This is a genomic window from Pseudomonas sp. R3-57, from assembly GCF_051132065.1.
GTDB lineage: Bacteria > Pseudomonadota > Gammaproteobacteria > Pseudomonadales > Pseudomonadaceae > Aquipseudomonas.
Window position 1 is genome coordinate 2,845,390 of the sequence record NZ_CP071655.1, and the last position, 17,116, is coordinate 2,862,505.

Annotated in this window: 15 protein-coding genes; 10 read left to right on the forward strand and 5 right to left on the reverse strand. The window is 59.6% G+C overall.

Annotated elements, in window-relative coordinates; genetic code table 11:
* The first annotated feature begins 559 nt into the window (after window positions 1-559).
* The 10 genes from J3P93_RS12915 (at window position 560) to J3P93_RS12960 (ending at window position 10,759) form a co-directional block, all read left to right on the forward strand.
* A complete protein-coding gene (locus tag J3P93_RS12915) occupies window positions 560-1,171 on the forward strand; it encodes a transposase (protein WP_090283170.1) in 612 nt (203 codons plus the stop codon).
* Window positions 1,172-1,230: 59 nt separating this feature from the next.
* The gene (locus J3P93_RS12920) at window positions 1,231-2,829 is read left to right on the forward strand and encodes a ShlB/FhaC/HecB family hemolysin secretion/activation protein (protein ID WP_434597955.1); all 1,599 of its coding nucleotides are present in this window, start codon (window positions 1,231-1,233) and stop codon (window positions 2,827-2,829) included.
* Between the two features lie 15 nt (window positions 2,830-2,844).
* On the forward strand, window positions 2,845-4,644 hold the full coding sequence (locus J3P93_RS12925; RefSeq protein WP_434597957.1) for a DUF2341 domain-containing protein: 1,800 nt from the start codon (window positions 2,845-2,847) through the stop codon (window positions 4,642-4,644).
* Between the two features lie 11 nt (window positions 4,645-4,655).
* Complete coding sequence (locus tag J3P93_RS12930) at window positions 4,656-5,081, forward strand: ExbD/TolR family protein (RefSeq protein ID WP_434597960.1); 426 nt, start codon at window positions 4,656-4,658, stop codon at window positions 5,079-5,081.
* 3 nt (window positions 5,082-5,084) lie between these two features.
* Window positions 5,085-5,789 carry an energy transducer TonB family protein gene (locus tag J3P93_RS12935; RefSeq protein ID WP_434597962.1) on the forward strand — a complete coding sequence of 235 codons (705 nt, stop codon included), beginning with the start codon at window positions 5,085-5,087 and terminating at the stop codon, window positions 5,787-5,789.
* Window positions 5,790-5,843: 54 nt separating this feature from the next.
* Window positions 5,844-7,541: a putative porin gene (locus tag J3P93_RS12940; RefSeq protein ID WP_434597964.1), complete on the forward strand. Its 1,698-nt coding sequence runs from the start codon at window positions 5,844-5,846 to the stop codon at window positions 7,539-7,541.
* 17 nt (window positions 7,542-7,558) lie between these two features.
* Window positions 7,559-8,188 carry a DNA repair protein gene (locus J3P93_RS12945; RefSeq protein WP_434597966.1) on the forward strand — a complete coding sequence of 210 codons (630 nt, stop codon included), beginning with the start codon at window positions 7,559-7,561 and terminating at the stop codon, window positions 8,186-8,188.
* 17 nt (window positions 8,189-8,205) lie between these two features.
* A complete protein-coding gene (locus tag J3P93_RS12950) occupies window positions 8,206-8,676 on the forward strand; it encodes a YbjN domain-containing protein (protein WP_434597968.1) in 471 nt (156 codons plus the stop codon).
* On the forward strand, window positions 8,673-9,620 hold the full coding sequence (locus tag J3P93_RS12955) for a peptidylprolyl isomerase (protein WP_434597970.1): 948 nt from the start codon (window positions 8,673-8,675) through the stop codon (window positions 9,618-9,620). The genes J3P93_RS12950 and J3P93_RS12955 overlap by 4 nt, the downstream gene beginning before the upstream one ends.
* Window positions 9,621-9,778: 158 nt before the next feature.
* Window positions 9,779-10,759, forward strand: a complete 981-nt coding sequence (locus J3P93_RS12960; RefSeq protein WP_434597972.1) for a substrate-binding domain-containing protein — start codon at window positions 9,779-9,781, stop codon at window positions 10,757-10,759.
* A 657-nt stretch (window positions 10,760-11,416) separates the two neighbouring features.
* Here J3P93_RS12960 and J3P93_RS12965 read toward each other — a convergent pair.
* The 5 genes from J3P93_RS12965 to J3P93_RS12985 form a co-directional block, all read right to left on the reverse strand.
* Window positions 11,417-12,643, reverse strand: coding sequence for an Ig-like domain-containing protein (locus tag J3P93_RS12965; protein WP_434597974.1), 1,227 nt, complete (start codon window positions 12,641-12,643; stop codon window positions 11,417-11,419).
* Between the two features lie 726 nt (window positions 12,644-13,369).
* A complete protein-coding gene (locus J3P93_RS12970) occupies window positions 13,370-14,092 on the reverse strand; it encodes an aspartate/glutamate racemase family protein (RefSeq protein ID WP_434597977.1) in 723 nt (240 codons plus the stop codon).
* 116 nt (window positions 14,093-14,208) lie between these two features.
* A complete protein-coding gene (locus J3P93_RS12975; protein WP_434597979.1) occupies window positions 14,209-14,661 on the reverse strand; it encodes a DUF2599 domain-containing protein in 453 nt (150 codons plus the stop codon).
* Window positions 14,658-15,587, reverse strand: coding sequence for a halovibrin HvnC (locus tag J3P93_RS12980; protein WP_434597981.1), 930 nt, complete (start codon window positions 15,585-15,587; stop codon window positions 14,658-14,660). Before J3P93_RS12980 ends, J3P93_RS12975 begins: the two co-directional genes overlap by 4 nt.
* Window positions 15,588-15,771: 184 nt before the next feature.
* Window positions 15,772-17,070 (reverse strand): hypothetical protein, encoded by a 1,299-nt coding sequence (locus tag J3P93_RS12985; protein ID WP_434597983.1) that lies wholly within the window; start codon window positions 17,068-17,070, stop codon window positions 15,772-15,774.
* Window positions 17,071-17,116: the final 46 nt, after the last annotated feature.

Genomic DNA, 17,116 nt, shown 5'->3' on the forward strand with positions numbered 1-17,116 from the left:
CACACATGAATATTTCATGTTATCTACTGTAAAGCCTGACAGTGGACAAGTTTATTCTTTTGGCTTATTCAATATTTACAGAGTGGGTGTTTGGCTCAAGACCAAATTGTAGGCACAGCTGTGGTGGCGATTGACTGGCAAGGAGGATAGATAACAAGGGGGTAAAAGTGCGTGGGGCGTTCAATATGAAAATGAAATTAACAAAAGATGATCCCGGTGCAGGGCATCCAGATATCGTAGTGCATGGTTGGTTTGATCTGCCCAATCCGCGCCGGAACAAAGCCGATCACACATGACAAAGTAGAAACTGTGAAAGCCGTCCCGATGACGGTGTGTCAGCCGGATTTGGCTGACTGAGCGGTTGCTATCGCCAGCAGGCTGGCTCCCACATTTCTTTCTCGTACACTTGAAAAATCCCCGCCAACCCATCTCCCTTAATGAAGCTTTCATGACAAAAGTTCGGTAGCACATAGCCAGTCCGGTCATGCCTATGTAACGCGCTTGAGGGGCCCTTCGGGGTGCACTTTGCAAGCCGAGGCGGGACGCCGGGAGTGAGGCAATGGGGACTATGGAACGCTATTCGAAAGTGGGCATGCAGGAGCTCGATCAACGCTTGTCGAAGATCGTCGAGGCGGCGCGCAAGAAGCCGGTGTCGGTGTATCGCTACGGCGCGCCGTGGGTCTGGATTGTTTCGCAGGATGACTGGCAGGGCGCTTTGAAAGAGGTGTCGAGTTACATTCCGCCGGGGCATTCGCTGGTTTTGCTGCGCCCGCAGATCGACGATCTGCTCGATGCCCACCGCGAACTCCTGCACGACCTGAATGCCGAGCCGGGCATGTTGATTCCGGCGCAAACGGTGATGCACATCCTGCTTCTGCAACTGCTGTATTCGGTGCCGAGCGAACAGCAGCTCTACGAACAGCTCAATTACAACCTGCTGTTCCGCTGGTTCGTCGGCCTCGGTCTGAACCAGAAGGTCTGGAGCTTCAGCGCCCTCAGTCGCGACATCGCCACGCTGCTCAACGAGCCGCGTGCGGTGCTGCTCATCCAGAAAATCATCGGCGAAGTGTTCTGCGGTGCCTTGCTGCAAATGCCCGAGTTCTCATTGAACTTCGCGCTGTTGCACACCTGGCTGGGCAAACATGCCTGCGCCCCGCACGTCGGCAACTAACCGCGGCAACACACCGGGCGCTGTAGCGCCAACAGGTCATCGCGAATTCAGGGGGTAGTGTGGAACCGATTTTCAAGTCGCGGCTGGCGCTGTGCTGCTGGCTGCTGGTGGCGGCGGGCGTGCAGCCGGTGCTGGCCGAAGAGGGCGCAGCCAACGCCGCCGCGCCGCGTCTGGTCGACGTCAACGAATACTTCGTGCGTGGCAATACCGTGCTCGATGCGCGGGCGATCGAGGAAGCGGTGTATCCGTTTCTCGGCCCGCAAAAAGCCCTCAGCGATATCGAAGGTGCGCGCGACGCGTTGCAGAAGGCTTATCAGGAGCGCGGTTATCAGTCGGTGTTCGTCGAGCTGCCGGAACAAGCCGTGGCTGACGGCATCGTCTATCTGCAAGTCAGCGAAACCAAGGTTGGCCGGGTGCGTGTGGTCGGCGCCAAGCACTATTCGCCACTGGACATTCGCGACAACGTGCCGGCGTTGAAGGAAGGCGAGGTGCCGGACTTCGCCAAAGTCCAAGGCGAACTGGCGCAGCTCAACAAGACCCCGGGGCGCCAAGTGATGCCGCTGGTGCGCGAAGGTCAGCGCCCCGGCACCATGGACGTCGATTTGCAGGTGGAGGACCAGAACCCGTGGACCGCCAGCGTCGGCCTCAACAACGATTACAGCGCCGACACCGAAAAGCTGCGCACCGTCACCAGCCTCGGCTACAACAACCTCTGGCAGCTCGGCCACAGCGTCAACCTGACGTTCTTCACCGCGCCGCAGGAAACCGACAACGCCAAAGTCTGGTCGGGCTCCTACACCGCGCCGCTGACCGAGCGCTGGAGTGTGCAATTCTCCGGTTATCAGTCCGACAGCAACGTCGCCACCATCGGTGGCAGCAACGTGCTCGGCAAGGGCCACAGCTACGGCGTCTCGGCGATTTATACGCTGCCGTCGAGCGGCAACTGGTCGAATTCGCTGTCGGCCGGTATCGACTTCAAGGACTTCGACGAGCGCCTGACCCTGTCCGGCGAGAGCGACAAAGTCCCGCTGCAATACGCGCCGTTCACCTTCGCCTACAACGGCTATCGCTACAGCGAAAAAAGCCAGCTCGGCCTCGGTTTGAGCCTCGTCGCGGCCACGCGCAGCATTTTCGGCTACGGCAGTTCCGACGAAGATTTCGACTACAAACGCTACCGCGCCAAACCGAGTTTCGCCGTGCTCAAGGGCGACACCAACTACACCTGGACCTTCGACAGCGATTGGCAGAGCGCGACCAAGGCAGCGTTCCAATTGGCCTCGGGCCCACTGGTTTCCAACGAACAATTCTCCGCCGGTGGTGCGACTTCAGTGCGCGGCTATCTGGCTGCCGAACGCACCGCGGATGACGGTTACCTGCTCAGTCAGGAACTGCGCACGCCGTCGCTGGCGAAGTTCGCCGGCACCTGGATGCAGGACTGGCGCTTCTATGCCTTTGCCGAAGGCGCGCAACTCTATCTGCGCGACGAACTGCCGGATCAGGACGCCAATTACGCCCTGGCCAGTGTCGGCCTCGGCACCCGCGCCAGCCTGAGTAAATGGCTGTCCGGCAGCCTCGACTGGGGCTACCCGCTACTCGAAGGGCCGAACACCTCGAAACAGGAATCGCGCCTGCACTTCAACCTTCAGGCCACTTTCTAACCAGGAGCACTTTTCATGCAGCGCCTCATTCTTTCCCTGTTGATCTGCCTGGGCTTCGTGCTCCCGGCCATGGCCCAGGCCTGGTGGCAGGACGACTGGCATTACCGCAAACAGATCGCCGTCGACACCACGCCGCAGGGCGCGGCGATCAATCAGGCGCTCGGTCGCACGGCGCTGCTGGTGCGTTTGCACACCGGCAACTTCACCTTCGACGGCGTGAAGGAGGATGGCTCCGACCTGCGCTTTGTCGCCGCCGATGACAAAACCGTGCTCAACCATCAGATCGAAAGCTTCGACGCGCTGATGGGCATGGCGCTGATCTGGGTTGACGTGCCGAATGTCGAGGGCGGGCAGCGTCAGGACATCTGGATGTATTACGGCAACCAGAAGGCGCCGGCGACCGGCAACGGCCAGCTGACCTTCGACCCGAATTACACCGCGCTCTACCATTTCGACGGCGCCGCCGGCACCCCGGCCAAAGACACTACCGCTTACGGCAACACTGCACAAAGCGCGACCGGCGCGGCGATTGACGGCGTAGTAGGGCGTGCCTTGCAGTTCAGCGGTCAGCCGTTGCTGCTGCCGGCCAGTCCGTCGCTGCAGCACAACGCTGGCAGCGCGTTCACCTTCAGCGCCTGGCTGCGTCTGGATCAGGCCAGTGGCGAGCAACTGATTCTGGCTCGTCGCGAAGGTTCGCAAAGTCTGCTGATCGGCGTTAGCCAAGGTCTGCCGTTCGTGGAAATCGATGGCCAGCGCGCCGCTGCCACCCAGGCGCTGACGCCAGCGCAATGGCAACACGTCGCGCTGACCGCCGAGGGTTCGAAAGTCACCCTGTACATCAATGGTCGCGAGAGCGCTGCGTTGGCCCAGGCGCTGCCGGCGTTCAACTCGGTCATGGCCATCGGTGCCGATCTGCATGAAGGGCCGTTCCAGCCGTTCGTAGGCGCTATCGATGAACTGCGCCTGTCGAAAGTCGCCCGTCCGGCCGCGCTGCTGTTGGCCGACGCCACTTCGCAGGGCGCCGAGTCGAAACTGGTGGCGTACGGCGTCGATGAAGAACAGTCCGGATTCGGTTTTGGCAGCCTCGGTTTCCTGCTCAATGCGGTGCCGGTGGACGCCTGGGTGATCATCGCCGTGCTGGTGCTGATGATGTTCCAGTCGTGGATCATCATGCTGCGCAAGAACCGCACCCTCAGCCGCGTTACCGCAGCCAACGAAGACTTCCGCACGCATTTCTCCAAGGTCGGCACGCGTCTGGAAATGTTCGCTGACGACGCGCAACTTGCCCAGCGCCTGCAGCATTCTTCGCTGTGGCGCCTGTACCTGGTGGCGGTTAAAGAAATCCGTACCCGCCGCGAGCAGGGCGCCGATACCTCGTCGGTGTCTGCCGCGACCATCGAAGCCATCCGCTGCTCGATGGACGGCGTGCGCACCCGTGAAAACCAGCAACTGAGTTCGAAACTCTCGACCCTGTCCAACGCCATCGCTGGCGGCCCGTACATCGGCCTGCTCGGCACGGTGCTGGGGATCATGGTGGTGTTCCTCGGCACGGCGATGGCCGGTGACGTCAACATCAATGCGATCGCACCGGGCATGGCCGCGGCATTGCTCGCCACCGCCATGGGCCTGTTCGTCGCGATCCCGGCGCTGTTTGGCTACAACCGCCTGATCACCCGCAACAAGGAAGTCAGCGCCGACATGCGCGTGTTCGTCGACGAGTTCATCACCCGTCTGGCGGAGATGCACGGCGAGAGCCAGTTCAGTGAGTCCACGCATGCGCGCGGCCATCACGCCAACCATTCCGTACCGGCCTGAGGAGCACTGACATGGCGTCCGTAAATGCCTCCCACGACGATGACGAAGATGCCGCAGTGGACAGCATCAACATCACGCCGCTGGTCGACGTGCTGATGGTGGTGCTGGTGATGTTCATCCTCACCGCCACCGCGCAGGTCTCCGGGATCCAGATCAACCTGCCCAAGGCCAGCGCCTCGGTGTCGCTGTCGGAGGCCAAGACCAAGGCGATTTCGGTGAATGACGGCGGTCAGGTGTTTCTCGATGCCTACCCGGTGACCCTCGCCGAGCTGGAAGAGCGCCTGCGCATCGAGAAAGCGCAGGGCCCGGATTTCCCGGTGATCGTGCGCGGCGATGCGACGGTGCAGTACCAGAAAGTCATCGAAGTGCTGGATCTGTTGCGCCGGCTCGAACTGTCCCAGGTCGGTCTCGTCACCGGCAAACCGAGTCAGGGCTGAGTCATGACTGCACAACTTCCGATCGAGCCCTTGCCGGTGAAGAAGTCGCCGCTGCGCTATGCCAAGTGGGGCGCCGGTTTGCTCATCGCTGCACTGGCTGCGTGGTTCCTCTGGCAGTGGGCCAACGACATGGCCGGCGTGCGCCGCGAAGCGCCGAAGGTGCCGACGATCATTCCGTTGCCGCCACCGCCACCCCCGCCGCCGGAAAAGCCGCCGGAGCCGGAAACCCCGGTGGAAGAAAAAGTCGTCGAGCCGGAGCCAACGCCCGAGCCGCAAGAGGTCAAGCCCGAGGAAGAAGCGCCGCCATCGCCGGCGGACGATCTGGCCAACCCGATGCAAATGGACGGTGATGCGCAAAGCGGCAACGACGCCTTCAACATCGGCGCGGGCAAGGGCGGCGGCATGGCCGGGGCCGGCGGAGGGCGTTTGGGTACCAGCACCTACAGCCAGTTCCTCGCGTTCACCTTCCAGCGTTTGCTGCGCGAAAACCCCGAGCTGCGCAACCTCGCGTTCTCGCTGCAGGCGGATGTGTGGCTGAGCAGCGTCGGCGAGATCACCCGCGTCGAGCTGATCAAGTCCAGCGGCAACCCGCAAATCGATACCCAGGTGCTGGCCGCGCTGCGTGGCGCGCCGGCCCTCAGCGAACGGCCTCCGGCCTCGATCACTTTGCCCGTGCGCCTGTCCCTGCAAGGACGGCGTCCGGGTTAACCCAGCCTGTTTATTGCCAAGCTTTCAAGCTTGGCCAAAAGGAGTTGTGTGCAGATGATTTCCAATGTGAATCGATTGTCCCTGGCGGTCGGCATGGTCGTTGCGACCCTGGTCGGTCAGGCCGTGGCCGCGCCGGCGCCCTCGGAGAACGCCACGATCAATCTGATCCGCTTGCTGGTCGAGCAGGGCATTTTGAAACAGGACAAGGCCGATGCGTTGATCGCTCAGGCGCAGAACGAAGCTGCCCAGGCCAGGCAGGCTGCCGCGACCACGACGGTGGCGGCCGGACCGGTCGCCGCCCCGGGCGATGTCCGGGTGCAGTACGTGCCGGCGGCGGTGCGTGATCAGATTCGCGATCAGGTCAAAGCCGAGGTCATGGCCACCGCCAAACAGGAAAACTGGGCGGCGCCGAATTCCTTTCCGGAATGGGCCGCGCGCATCAGCTTTGACGGTGATATCCGCCTGCGCAACGAATCGCGTTACTACTCGGACAGCAACAGCAATGAGATCGTCGACTTTGCCAAGCTCAACAACAACGGCCCGTACGACGTCAATCCCAACAGCAGCACCAGCCTGCCGCCGCTGCTCAATACCCGCGAAGACCGCACCAACCAGTTCCGCATTCGCGCGCGGCTGGGCATGAAAGCCGAGATCTCGCCGCAATGGACCGCAGGCATTCGCATCGGCACCGGCTCGGACAACAACCCGGTCTCGACCACGCAAAACCTCGGTGGCGGTTTCGCCAAGAAGGACATCTGGCTCGATCAGGGTTACCTGAACTGGAAGCCTACCGATGAGCTGACCCTGACCGGCGGGCGCTTTGCCAACCCGTTCATGTCCACCGACATGCTGTATTCCAATGACTTGAATTTCGACGGCGTCGCAGCGCTGTTCGATCACAAGCTCAACCGTGACTGGGGCGTGTTCGGCACCGTCGGCGCGTTCCCGGTCGACTACACCAACGACACCGCCAGCAGCAACGGCTTCGACAAGGAAGAGAGCGACAACAAGTGGCTGTACGGTGCGCAGATCGGCGCCAAATGGGCGATCAACAGCAATCACCGCTTGAAGGGCGCATTGGCCTATTACCGCTTCGACGACATCGAAGGCCAGCGCTCGGCACCTTGCGAACCGTGGGCCGGCGCGCCCGGCTGCGACAGCGACGGCAGCCGCGCGGCGTTCATGCAGAAGGGCAACAGCGTGTTCCTGCTGCGCGACATCACGCCGAACCCGCTTAACCCGACGACCACGCCGCAACCGCAATTTGTCGGCCTCGCATCGGAGTTCAATCTGCTCGATCTCAACGTGGTCTGGGATGCCGACCTGCCGGAAGATTTCAAACTGCGCAGCCAGGGCAACTACATCCACAACCTTGCCTACAACGAGGGCGACATGCGCAGGCGTTCGGCGGGGCAGATCGTCAATAACCTAGACAGCAACGGCGACATCGAAAGCGGCGCCAATGCGTGGATGGTGCAGTTCACCCTCGGCAGCGCGCTGGACCTGAAAAAGCAGGGCGACTGGAACATGTTCGCTGGCTACAAATACATCCAGCCGGACGCCTTGCCGGACGGCTTCAACGACTCGTCGTTCCACCTCGGCGGCACTAACGCCAAGGGCTATTTCCTCGGCGGCAACTACGGTCTGGCGAAGAACGTGTACGCCACCGGTCGCTGGATGAGCACCGAGGCGGTGTACGGCGCGCCGTTCGACATCGACGTCTTGCAGCTTGAGATCAACACGCGCTTCTAAAGCGCCGGGAGAGGCTTATGAAATCGCGATTCGTGTTGCTCGGGCTCGGCCTGTTGATCGCCACTGGCGTGAATGCCGAAGGCATGGAAGAACGCCTGCGCACGCAATTGCGCAGCACCACCCAGCAGCTTCAGGCCCTGCAAAGTCAGCAGGCCCAGGCCAGCGCCGCGCAACTGGCGGCGCAGAACGAAGCCAAGGCGGCGCAGGCGCAGATCAAGCAGCTGACGGCGGAGCTGGCCAAGGCCCAAGGCCTTGCCGAACAGCTCGCCGGCCAGCAACAGAGCCTGCACAGCCAGGCGCAGGCGCAAGTGGCGGCCAGCGTCGAGCAGACCGGCAAGTTCAAGAAGGCCTATGACGATTTGTTGGTCATGGCCCGGGGTAAAGAGGCGGAACGCGCCAGGCTTGAGGCGCAATTGAGCGAACGTGACACACAAGTGCAGCAATGTTCAGCCAAGAATCAACAGATGTACGGCGTCGCCAAGCAGATCCTCACGGCCTACGAAAACATCGACGTCGCCGAGGTGATGAAAATCCGCCAGCCCTTCGCAGGCAGTGCGCGGGTCAAGTTCGATGAATTGGCTCAAGGCTTCGGTGACGATCTCTACAAAACTCAATTCGACGCGCCGCAAGCCGCGCGCGCCCACTGACAGACAAGGAAGCAGCCATGATTCAACTCATCAGCCACGTATCGCCACAATCCCTGACCGAGGTGCTGCAAGCCGCCGGTTACCGCGTCAACCAGACCGAGCAGAACGGCATCGTCCAGTTGCTCAGCGCCAGCCAGGGCATCGGCTACGCCGTGCGTTTCGGCAACCCGGCGGTGGAGCAGGGCAGCTACGTCGACTTCACCTTCAGCTGTGCATTGCGCGTGCAAGGCGAGCTGCCGCCGGGTGTGGCCGAACAGTGGAACGCCACCCGGCGCTTTGCGCGGTTGTCGTTGCAGGGCGAGTTTCTGGTGATGGAAATGGACGTGGTGCTGGCCGCCGGCGTCAGCCACGATCACCTGCGCGGCAACCTCGAATTGTGGGATCGACTGTTGCAGGAATTCATCGTCTACCTGCGTGATTTCAGTCAGGCCGCGCAGGCATCGACCGGCAAAGCGGAAGTCGCCGAGCAAGAGGAAGTCGCGCTGTGAAAAAGCCTGCCATGGTGATCAGCGCCGCTGCGGTGGCGCTGTTGGTAGTGGCCGTGGCGCTGGTGCTGCGCCCGGGCTCTGACCCGGTTGCCGCCCAGCAATCGTCGCCGTTGGCGGCGGTTACTGCGGGACCTGCGGTGGCGCGGTTGGGGAATCAGCAGGTAACCCCTGAGGAACTTCAGGCGTTGCTGGCGACCGTTGCGCCCGAAGCTCGCGAGCAACTGCGCGGCAATCGGGAGGCGCTGGAGCGCTGGATTCGTGCGCGGCTGGCCGAGAAAGCGGTGTTGGAACAGGCCGACGCGCAAGGCTGGGCGCAGCGCCCCGATATCGTGCGCCAGACCCGTGCGGCGACTGAGCAGATTGTCTTTCGTGATTACCTGCGCTCGGTGAGTCAGGTGCCAGCGGACTATCCGAGTGCGGCTGAGATCCAGCAGGCCTACGACGCGGGCAAGGCCAATTGGCAGACGCCGGCGTTGTATCGGGTCAGTCAGATTTTTCTCGGTGTCAGTGATGCTTCGGCGCTGGAAACGGTGCGCAAACAAGCGGTTGAGCTGAGCAAGAAAGCGCAGGCCGCACCGACGGAATTTGCCGCACTGGCGACGCAGTATTCGCAGGATCGTGTCACGGCAGAGCGGGGCGGTGATAGCGGGCTGCAACCGTTGCAGCAACTGGTGCCTGAGGTGCGTGGCGCCGTGGCTCGGCTCAAGGTCGGCGCCGTGTCTGATCCTGTGCAAAGCGCCGCCGGTTTCCATGTGATCAAACTCACCGAACAGCAACCGGCCCGCACCGCGACCCTGGACGAACTGCGCGACCAACTGACCCAGGCCCTGCGTGCGCAACGCCAGGAGCAGATCGCCCAGGCCTACCTGGATGGCATGCTCAACACCGCCACGCTGAGCATCGACGGCGCCGAACTCAACAAAGTCCTGGAGGAAAAACACTGACCTCACCATCACCGCCAAACCCCTGTAGGAGTGAGCCTGCTCGCGATAGCGGTGTGTCATCCAACATTGTTTAACCTGACACATCGCTATCGCGAGCAGGCTCACTCCTACAAAGGATTTGCGTAAAGACCACCACATAGATCGACAGGGAGTCATCAATGTCATTCACCGAACCCGCAGGACGCGCCGGCACCAGCGATTACCGCTCGCCTGAAACCAAAGCCGAAACCTGGCTCAGCCAGGCCTCCTCCATCGACAGCGAAGTCGCGCAATACTTCCTCGTCAGCGCCCGCTGCGGCTGTTTCATGCAAGCGGCGCGCAGCCTCAACGTGCGCTCGACACTGCTGCGCAAACAACTCGCGCAACTTGAACAACAATTGCAGCACAGCCTGTTCAGCTTTCAGGGCAGCGCCCTCAGCCTGACCCGCGAAGGCCAGCAGCTTCAGGCGCGACTGATCACCCTGGCCCACGAACGCAAACTCCCCGTAATCGAACAGCCGCTGATTCGTCTCGCGGTGGCCGAATCGATCCTTCACGACATTCTCGGCCGCGACCTCATCGCGCTGCTGCGGCGCAACGCCAGTGTGCGTCTGGAAATCATCGCGCTGGACAGCGAATTGTCATTGCGCGCGGTCAGTGCCGACATTGTTCTCTGGCTCGCCCACGGCTCAACCCCGCATCCTGGCCCGACCTTTGCCACCTGCGAACCGCAGCGGCTGGCCTGTCTGGATTACCTGCCGCACATCGCCAAACGCTATTCCCGCGTGACCGCACGCCCGCAAACGCCTGACGATCTTGCTGATTTCATGTTGGTGCAATGGCAGCATGATCGGCAGATCGACAGCTTTCGTCCGTGGAACGAGCTAGTCGAGCAGCGCCTGGCCGGGGTAGTGCAGATGCATTCGTATGAATTGATGCTGGAGATGATTCGCTGCAGCGCGTGCATCGGGTTGTTGCCGGCGTACATGAGCCGGTTTGATCGGGGGTTGATTGCGTTGCCTGGGTTGTTTGTTGAGCCTATGCAATTGCAGGCTTGGTTGGCGGTTAGTGCTGAGTCAGAGGGTTTGCCGAAGGTACAGGCGCTTACCGAGCTCATTCAACATACGTTTGCTGAACGGCGCGAATGGTTTCAGCCTTGATCACCGGTTACTTGTGGGAGCCAGCCTGCTGGCGATGGCTTTCTGCGCTCCCACCCCCGGATCAATCCCTCCACTCAGCCTTCCGACGTCGCCGGTGACGCAAGATCAAGAGCACTCGAGCTAACGCTCATTGTTGAGTGGTGAGAAGCGGCGATTGGCTTGGGATTTGTTTTGGATTCGCCCTCACCCCAGCCCTCTATCCCTGGAGAGGGAGCCGATTTCGGTTGGTTTTGATATTCGCGTACGACTCGGTAGTTCACGTCGACGCATCTTTCACATCCACCACAGTCAGTCCCCTCTCCCTCCGGGAGAGGGCTAGGGTGAGGGGCTTTTGATTTCACATTGATTTCAAGCATCGGGAAAGGGCAGGGGTTATCGAAACGCTTTGAGGTGATTAATGTATCTGTCAGATCTGACAGGTGCGTTTGTATCTTCGATGAGAAGGTCATATTACTGTTTGCGGTAACGGCATATATCGAACAATGTAGGCCGGCTGGGCGGAAAATTGGTCGAGCGTGCGGTCGGCGGCTACTTGAGTTTGTCTCTCAGGCGACTAATGCCAAGGGGGGCGCTTAAGACTTTTATCAGTCAATTCGCGGGGGGCCAGTGCGCGCGCGCCCCCCTGTTTGTCCGCAATGTTTGTGCCCGCTGTGAAGCTCAAGTGGGCACAAACGCCATAGCACGTGCCAGCTGTAGCAGTGATCCGCTCGAGAACCAGAATGTACCGTCGGGGTGCATTCCCATCCAGCTCCCATAATAAGCCAGAGGAGGAATGGCCGACATTACGCAACATTTTCCTCTCGGAAGAGTAATGGGGGTTCCCTCGAAAACGTCCGCATATACATTGATGAAATTGGCCAAAAATGATTCCAGATAAAGAGGCAACGCTACACCGCCTTGGCTGTACACCCATTGTTGTGCCTCTAAATCTCCTTGCGGGTTACCCGAATAAGTCGCTGTACCTCTGATCACTCTAAAAACATTTCTTACATCCACCGCAAACGACACTGTCGATCCAGACTGATCGCTGACACGTATTGTTGTTGCTCCATTTTTAAGCCCGGTTACTTTTCCATTCGAATCAACCGAGGCCACTGCTGGATCATCCGATTGGTAAGTGTAGGGCGCCGTACCTCCGGTCGGCTGTCGAGTCTCAACATTGCCAGGGACTTCCTTGCTTCCCCAGCCATAATTTTGCAGCAACTTCACCGCATACAAACGCATCAGCGAATTATCAATAGTCATTTCAAGCGCAGCCTTGACGGTGTAAACCCGTTCAGGAAAAACCTCCGCATCGGCTTCAACGTTGCTCTTGTTCAGTGCCACCTTCAATTTGATTTTGAGCTGCGATCCATGCCCCAGTTGCCTGAGATAGCTGTTGGCCAGCGTCTGCGGCCAGAATCCCTGGCTGATCCATGTTGAATTGACCTGGGCTGGGAGGCCGTTCCACAGCGTCAGGTAAAGGGCGCTACCGTCGTCTGTTTTGCCCTCCACACGCAGCCAGCATGGCTGGCCGGCTTCAATCAAGGTGTGCAGCAGGGCGTGGATAGTTGCGTCGTTGGTTCCCAGCGCCAGTACATCAAGAAAATTATTGGTATCGGCTTCGAGAATTTTCGGCGCCGTCAGCGCCGTTGCCGGCAACGGTAAAATGTTCAACAGCAGAGGCGGCGACTCGGTCGTAGTGCCGTCGCGATCGATGAGATAAGTGACACTGACCTGCTGGCCCAAGCTGTAGGCCAGCACCGAGCGCGGTACGGCGATTTCCAGCCCGGCGCTGACCGGACGTGGCGGGCTCGTGTAGGAGCCAGCAGCGATGGCCGTCGCGCCTGTCCATTTCACGGTCAATTCGTCGCCCGGAAATAATGAGCCTTGCGGCACCAGCACGCGAACCTCCGGAGTCGTGGGGCTGAACTGGTTGCCTCATGCGGGTGACCTTGTACCACAGGCGATTGACGCCCTGGGTCAGCGCTCCATGAGGCACGTACAAGCGCACGCGCTGCTGCTCCTCGCCTGGGGCAATGGTCTTGCCTGTTACCGGGGTAGGATCGTCGTTGATGTAAAGGTCTACGCGATCGTCAACGGCCATGGTCCAGGACACGAGCTGCATTTCGTTCGGTGGATCCACCAGACATTCGAGGCCTTGCGGCTGGCTATCGTAAAGCGCCTTGGGTATCCCGCCATCGGCAACGCCATCCGGCTTCACCGGTGTGACCCAGCCCTGAATGATGACCGGATACAACACAAACAATTGGTTGAAAATCGAGGACTGGATATCCATGGGGACGCTCCTGGCATGGCAGATGATCCGCTAATCAGACAGAGCCGATCTCACACTACAGGGGAGGAAAGCGCACCTGTCATATCCGACAGGTGTCGCTGGTTTTCCGACGAGCGGCTTCAAAGCGCGTGTCGTTCGAAGGCTTTGGTGGCCGGCCTGCTCGCGAAGGCTTGGTGGCATTCACTGAAAATATCGCGGACAAAGCGTTGTCATCAGCCGGCTGGCCGGCACCGTTTGATATTCGCCAGACAACGGTTTATCGGTTTTCCGTGATCAGCCACTCCTCGATCACGGACCGATCCCCATGCCCGACCAAACCCCTGTCATCCACCTCATACGTTCCAACGAGTCCCACCTCGAAGGCAGTCGCCCAACGCGAACGCCACCGCCGACTGTGCATGCAGTTCGGTGGTGTCGAGCAGGGGCAGGGCACTGTGTTCGGGTTTGATCAGCAGGCCGATTTCGGTGCAGCCGAGGATGATCGCCTGTGCGCCGCGTGTGGTCAGCGATTCGATCACCCGCTGGTAAATTTGCCGCGATTGATCGCTGATCACGCCGACGCAGAGTTCGTCATAGATGATCCGGTGCACGTCCTTGCGCTCGGCTTCGTCCGGCACCAGCACCGTCAGGCCCTGAGCGATCAGGTGTTGCTTGAGGAAATCCTGTTCCATCGTGAACGCTGTGCCGAGCAGGCCGACGGTGCGCGCATCGATCGACAAGGCAGCGTGGGCTGCCGGTTCGGCAATGTGCAGAAACGGAATATGGATCGCTGCCTGAATCTGCTCGGCGACCTTGTGCATGGTGTTGGTACACAGCACCACGCAATCGGCGCCACCGGCCTCGAGCCTGCGCGCGGCGTCGACCAGGATGGCCGCGGCATCATCCCAGCGTCCGGCGTGCTGGGCCTGTTCGACGGGGCCGAAGTCGACGCTGTACATGAGCAATTGCGCCGAGCGCAAAGGGCCGAGGCGATCGCGGACCTGTTGATTGATGAGGCGATAGTATTCGGCGCTGGATTCCCAGCTCATGCCGCCGATCAGGCCGATGGTGCGCATTGAAGTTCCTCGGGCAGGGGACGGATCAACAAATCCTGACATGCCCGAAGTCTCCTGTGGTTCTCGGCCAGACGCCAGCGCCCGATGAACTGTATCGCTCATCTTTCGCGCAAGTGTCACGGTGCCTTTTCAGGCAACGGTACGACGTGATTGCAGCCAGCCTCCAGTGTCTTGGCATACCCCACGTCCGGACGCCAGGGTTCGAGGTTCCACTGCGGTTTGTCCCGTGCAATTGCCATATGGCAAATCAACTGGTGTCGCATGCCGTGGGTGTTTCCCCAGTAGTGACCGTTGGAATAGTCGCGCGTGAACTCATCCCAGATGAACGGTGTGCCCGACTCCTGAGTTCTTCTCGCACACGTCGTAGGGGTAATGGCGAGTACCCATTGATAGTCCCGATAGAACCAGTACGCGCTTTCTATGTATTTGTTACAGCGTTCGACAATCACGATGACGCTTTCACCGTCAACCGCAGTGGGTGCATCGACAGCCTGCACAACAGGCGTAGTGAGTCCCAAGCCAGTCAGCGCCAATGCCTGTAACAGAAGGGCGGTCCGAAGCAGTTTCATAGAGTAACCTCCTGGTCAGCGGCCACGTAGGTGAACGTCGCCGTTCCTGTCGCACTGTTGGCCGGCACCATTCGAATGATTGGCACCACTCTTTTCGGGTTGGTCGAGTTGTAAAAGTCTCGCTGGTTGTACTTGGCATCGGCGAGCGGCTTGGGGTCAGTTCCTCCGGAAACGTAGAAAAACGCCAGAACCGGAAAGGTGTTGGCCTTGCCTGCTGGCCAGGTTTTGATGATGACTTCGTTGTGTTCGTTGAAACCTGTAGCTCCCAGCATTGCCTTGGCGCGCAACGACTGATAGAACGCGGGCGCGGCCAGGATATTGCGTTCGTCTCGTACGTCAAAGCCGCATTGCTGGAGGTTTTTGTTCACGGTTGCCCTGTCCCAGGCTGCTTTGAATTGCTCCGCTGTGATTACATTCGCGTTGTGGCAGTAGCCGCTTTCAGGGTGTGCAGGGGTCGGAATGCACACGCCATTTTTACCGCGATGCCAGCCCCAGGAGTCCATTGGGTAGGAGCACAGTACTTGCAGTTGATCGGTATTGGCGGGTCGTTCCAGGACGGGATAAAGGATGTAGCCATTGCCGTAACCCCAAGCCAGTCGGCCGAAGTTGGTATCGGCCCGGAGATAGGAAAAAGAAATACCGCCACTTGTTACGGAAATGGGACTGGGTTCCCAGACTTTGTAAGTGTTGTTCGGGTCTTTGACCGTGACTCGGATCATCACCCCCGAGCACAGGAACGAAGGCTGTGAATCTACTTTGTTGCAGTTGGGAAACTTGCGAGCGTAAAGCGTGGTGAGATAAGTCGCCGTGGCAGGGCCGTCTAACGCCAGAGTTCCGTTGATGTTTATGGCATCGGGCAGTGGAGACCGGGTGTGTGAACAGCCGAACAGAAGTGCAACAAGCAGTAATCCGATTATTTTATGCATGACTGTCTCCGTGTCTTTGTTAAGGACAACTTGTTAGAGCTGCTTTTGAAAGTGAGGCTTGCCTTGATTTCGAGATCGCTTAAAGCGTCAGCCTCAAGCACCATGAAAAGATCAGTGGCTCATTGGCTCCGGTGCGGTTCAACGTGTAATTGAAGATTACGGAGCGTCCGCGGTTTTCGGTGATCTAGGCGGATGGGATGGGGATATTGGTATATGACGGTTCGACGATATTGATCTCGTCGCCATAGCGAACAACGACGCCATGCAACGCCATGCGTACCGTGTAACCCCCACCAAGTACCTGGTCCGGGTAGTAAGCCCTCAGATTGCTCCTGTCCGAATTGATGGTGGGCTCGCCTAGCAAGTGTTTTTGCGGTGTGACTGTCAGGTCCAGATCGCGGGAGGGTATGTCTTCGGTGGTGTCGGGCTTTCTGACCGTGTAGGTCACCTCGGCTTGACTACCGCCGATAATGTCGATGACCTCCAGGCGGGGAACCCGGAAAGACAATGTCTGGCCGATCGTTGAAATGGTCTGAATTTCAGTGAAGTAGGTGAAGTTACGGCCTAACCATTTAACTCTAACCGTCTGACGTGGTTGTGAACCGATGTAGTTGACTTCAACCGTGGCAAACTCCGCATTATAAAAATCCTTAATGAAGTTAATCACTGTGCCGCCGGCTTCCCTGGCCTCCAGTACTTTGGGTTTGAGCAGATCCAGTTCCGGCTCCGGTTCTTCGCGTATATGCACATCCACCGGGGTCGCTTTTGACCAGAAGGCCTGTGGACCCGCTGCGTTACCGAGTTGGTCGGTGGCTCTGAAACGCAGGGCAAATCTCGGGTTGTCTTGCCAGAAATCGCTGGCGAACAATGTCATCACCACACGGCCCGCAGATGCTTGTGCGGCGGTTACCGTATGCGGTTTATCCCGTCCGTCACAAGAGAGTGTGACGACGTCTTTTTCCCGCATGAAAACGTAGTTCAGCGTGACCAATACACCTTCGGCTGCACGTTTGGCATTTACGCCGTCGGCAATGACGTCGGCCGGCAGCGTCATGATCAGATTCGGGTTGTCCCCACTGCCCACGACGTCTCCACCGGGGCGTGGGGTGTTGTAGAGGACTTTCAGCGGCAGCGATGTTGCGGGAAGGGGTTGACTGATCCGGATCACTTGAAGACGCAGGAGATTGATGCCGTTGCCAAGCAGTGCCGCAGGCAAATCCAGTGTGAAGCGTTTGTTCTCTTCGCCTGGCTGAATGATCTTGTGAACGACCGAGGTTTCCGAGTCGTTAAGCAATACATGGGCCGCGTCAAAGGGACTCTGATTCAACCATGGGTCTACGAGCAACTGGATGTTTCCATTGGTGACCAGTGGGAGTGGTATTCCACCATGGGGACTTTCTGCGTGGTCCACGGGGGAAACCCAGCCCGGAATCTGTACCGGGTCAATATCCAGCGTTTGAGCGATATCGGTTCGAGTGTGCATCATTTGCCTCCCATGGCGTGCAACAGACGCCTGTCTCTAAAACCTG

Bases quoted from the DNA above. Each gene is read 5' to 3' on its own strand.
- J3P93_RS12930 (WP_434597960.1), top strand. From the start codon at position 4,656: ATGGCGTCCGTAAATGCCTCCCACGACGATGACGAAGATGCCGCAGTG.
- J3P93_RS12960 (WP_434597972.1), top strand. From the start codon at position 9,779: ATGTCATTCACCGAACCCGCAGGACGCGCCGGCACCAGCGATTACCGC.
- J3P93_RS12970 (WP_434597977.1), bottom strand. From the start codon at position 14,092: ATGCGCACCATCGGCCTGATCGGCGGCATGAGCTGGGAATCCAGCGCC.
- J3P93_RS12945 (WP_434597966.1), top strand. From the start codon at position 7,559: ATGAAATCGCGATTCGTGTTGCTCGGGCTCGGCCTGTTGATCGCCACT.
- J3P93_RS12940 (WP_434597964.1), top strand. From the start codon at position 5,844: ATGATTTCCAATGTGAATCGATTGTCCCTGGCGGTCGGCATGGTCGTT.
- J3P93_RS12915 (WP_090283170.1), top strand. From the start codon at position 560: ATGGGGACTATGGAACGCTATTCGAAAGTGGGCATGCAGGAGCTCGAT.
- J3P93_RS12980 (WP_434597981.1), bottom strand. From the start codon at position 15,587: ATGCATAAAATAATCGGATTACTGCTTGTTGCACTTCTGTTCGGCTGT.
- J3P93_RS12950 (WP_434597968.1), top strand. From the start codon at position 8,206: ATGATTCAACTCATCAGCCACGTATCGCCACAATCCCTGACCGAGGTG.
- J3P93_RS12925 (WP_434597957.1), top strand. From the start codon at position 2,845: ATGCAGCGCCTCATTCTTTCCCTGTTGATCTGCCTGGGCTTCGTGCTC.
- J3P93_RS12985 (WP_434597983.1), bottom strand. From the start codon at position 17,070: ATGCACACTCGAACCGATATCGCTCAAACGCTGGATATTGACCCGGTA.
- J3P93_RS12975 (WP_434597979.1), bottom strand. From the start codon at position 14,661: ATGAAACTGCTTCGGACCGCCCTTCTGTTACAGGCATTGGCGCTGACT.
- J3P93_RS12935 (WP_434597962.1), top strand. From the start codon at position 5,085: ATGACTGCACAACTTCCGATCGAGCCCTTGCCGGTGAAGAAGTCGCCG.